Raw genomic sequence first — 2,643 nt, 5'->3', positions numbered from 1 at the left:
GTCCGCTTCTTCCGGCTCGCTGTCGCTGCGGTGCTGGGCCAGGGTGACTTCCAGGGTATGCGGGGCCGCACGTTGCAGCTCCGGCGCAAAGCTCACCCCGAAAATCAGGATGCCATGGAACGCCACCGCCAGGAAAACGGTGAAGGTGAGACGGTCGGAGGCGGTAACAGATGCCGGATTTGATGCCATGTTATTGTTTTCGCTACTACATTTTCAGCGGTTTCATTCAGCCAGGGAGGGCAGCACCCACCGCAACAGGAAGCCGGTCAGTGTGCCCCGCCACGACAGCCGGGTCTATGACGACGGCCGCAACTCCAGCAGTGTATCAAACAGCTGCCCGGCGATATTGATGTCAAAAATCGCATCCAGCTCGCGGATACAGGTGGGGCTGGTCACGTTGATTTCGGTGAGATAATCACCAATCACGTCCAGACCCACAAAATACAGCCCCTTGCGTTTCAGGGTCGGCCCCACTTGTTCGCAGATCCAGCGATCCCGGTCACTCAATTCCCGGCCCTGACCGGTGCCGCCGGCGGCCAGATTGCCGCGCAGCTCGCCTTCCTTGGGGATCCGTGCCAGCGCATAGGGCACCGGCTCGCCGTTGATCATCAGGATGCGCTTGTCCCCTTCGGTGATCTCCGGCACAAAGCGCTGGGCCATGATCGGCGTCTTGCCGTGCTGGGTGAGCACTTCGATCACCACCGAGATGTTGGGGCTGTCCTTGCGTACCCGGAAAATATTGCTGCCACCCATGCCGTCCAGCGGCTTCATCACGGTGTCACCAAACTCCTGTACAAAATTGCGCAGCAGGGTGGACTGGCTGGACACCAGGGTGGGCGCGCAGCACTGCGGGAAGTCGGTGGCGAACAGCTTTTCATTGCTGTCGCGCACACTGCCCGGACGATTGACCACCAGCACCCCTTCTCGCTCCACTTTCTCGAGCAGGTAGGTCGCGTAGATGTATTCCGCATTAAAGGGCGGATCCTGGCGCATCAGGATAATGTCCAGATCGGCCAGGTCGTGATTCACGGCGTCGGCCAGACGGTACCAATCGTCGTTATTGTCGGTAACAGACAGTGCCCGGGTGGTGGCAAAGGTGCGACCATCGCGAACATACAGGTCCCCCGGCTCCATATAGAGCAGGGACCAGCCGCGCCGCTGTGCCTCCAGCAGCATGGCAAAGGTGCTGTCTTTCCAGGGTTTGATTTTGGCGATGGGGTCCATCACCACACCAACACGCAGGCTCATGAAGTCTCCGGTCTACAGGGCGCAGGCAGCCCGAAAGCTGCCGGCGGGGGATTGGTACGGCCATTGCTCATACCAAACAATGGCCGGAGCAATGTTAGCAGCGCACAGACAGGTTCGCTATGCGCGGAGAAGCTTATTCAGCGACCCGCCAGAGGGACATTTTCTCAAGTTTCATAGGGTCTTATAGATTGATTGTAGAATCTGTGTTAAAAACTTCGCTTGGGCTGACACCGCCACAGGCCCCGCCCAGCGAATTATTAGAAAGGCCAAAAATTACAATAAGTTGCGGCCAATTACGGTTCACGGTTAAAGGCAGTTTCCATGACTGACAATTTCCAAGACCTCAAGGTGATGGTAATCGACGATTCCAAGACGATTCGTCGTACCGCCGAAACCTTGTTGAAGAAAGCGGGTTGTGAAGTAATCACGGCCACCGATGGCTTCGATGCCTTGGCCAAAATCGCCGACAGCAAGCCCAGTATCATCTTCGTCGATATCATGATGCCGCGTCTCGATGGCTATCAGACCTGCGCGCTGATCAAGAACAACAGCGCCTTCAAGGCAACCCCGGTGATCATGCTGTCGTCCAAGGATGGCCTGTTTGACAAGGCCAAGGGGCGCATTGTCGGTTCCGATGAGTACCTGACCAAGCCGTTCTCCAAGGACGAGCTACTGGGTGCCATTCGTCAGCATATCAACGGTTAAGCGGCTTAGCCGCTGAACCTGAAGAGGGTAAGATGGCACGTATTCTGATTGTGGATGACTCGCCCACCGAGACATACAAGTTGCGCGAGATTCTGGAAAAGCATGGCCACGAAGTTATCGAGGCTGCCAATGGCGCCGATGGCGTCGCCACGGCCCGTTCCGAGCTTCCCGAGCTGGTTTTGATGGATGTGGTAATGCCTGGCCTGAATGGCTTCCAGGCCACCCGCCAGCTCACCAAAGGGGCGGATACCGCCCATATTCCGATCGTTATCGTTACCACCAAGGATCAGGAGACCGACCGTGTCTGGGGCAAACGCCAGGGCGCCCGGGACTACCTGACCAAGCCGGTGGACGAAGACGTGCTCCTGCAAACCGTCGACCGCATGCTGGCCGACGCCTGAAGGAGCCACCCATGAGCAGCAACGCCTCCGCCGCCTACATCAAACTGGCTGAATACAATCAGCGCTGCCGGGAGCAGGCCAAAGATCTGCCCATGCAGCAGGATGCGGTCAGCTACTGGAGTGGCGTAGGCTTTGTGCTCGACGGCAAGAAATACGTGGCACCGCTGGATGAGGTTTCCGAAATCCTCTCGGTGCCGGCTTACACCCGCATTCCCGGCGCACGCAGCTGGATGAAAGGGGTAGCCAACGTCCGGAGCCGCCTGATGACCGTCATGGATCTCAGCGGCTT

General features: G+C 58.0%; 4 protein-coding genes and 1 pseudogene. 3 read left to right on the top strand and 2 right to left on the bottom strand.

Translation table 11 applies throughout. The annotated features are described in order from the left end of the window. Together A3754_RS22510 and gshB are read right to left on the bottom strand one after the other, a co-directional pair. A pseudogene (locus A3754_RS22510) lies at window positions 1–189 on the bottom strand (energy transducer TonB); the annotation flags it as partial. Window positions 190–294: 105 nt separating this feature from the next. Continuing rightward, window positions 295–1,248: a glutathione synthase gene (gene gshB, locus A3754_RS22505; RefSeq protein ID WP_007148391.1), complete on the bottom strand. Its 954-nt coding sequence runs from the start codon at window positions 1,246–1,248 to the stop codon at window positions 295–297. A gap of 321 nt (window positions 1,249–1,569) precedes the next feature. Here gshB and pilG point away from each other — a divergent pair, with 321 nt between their 5' ends. The 3 genes from pilG to A3754_RS22490 form a co-directional block, all read left to right on the top strand. Next, complete coding sequence (gene pilG / locus A3754_RS22500) at window positions 1,570–1,953, top strand: twitching motility response regulator PilG (RefSeq protein WP_063521389.1); 384 nt, start codon at window positions 1,570–1,572, stop codon at window positions 1,951–1,953. A 32-nt stretch (window positions 1,954–1,985) separates the two neighbouring features. Beyond that, window positions 1,986–2,354 (top strand): twitching motility response regulator PilH, encoded by a 369-nt coding sequence (gene pilH, locus A3754_RS22495; protein WP_007151610.1) that lies wholly within the window; start codon window positions 1,986–1,988, stop codon window positions 2,352–2,354. A gap of 11 nt (window positions 2,355–2,365) precedes the next feature. Continuing rightward, window positions 2,366–2,643: chemotaxis protein CheW (locus A3754_RS22490; RefSeq protein WP_197468786.1), on the top strand; the 278-nt coding region annotated here is incomplete at its 3' end.

It is taken from the genome of Alcanivorax sp. HI0083, assembly GCF_001635175.1.
The sequence above is the reverse complement of the archived record's forward strand: the minus strand, read 5'-3'. Positions and strand labels throughout refer to the sequence as shown.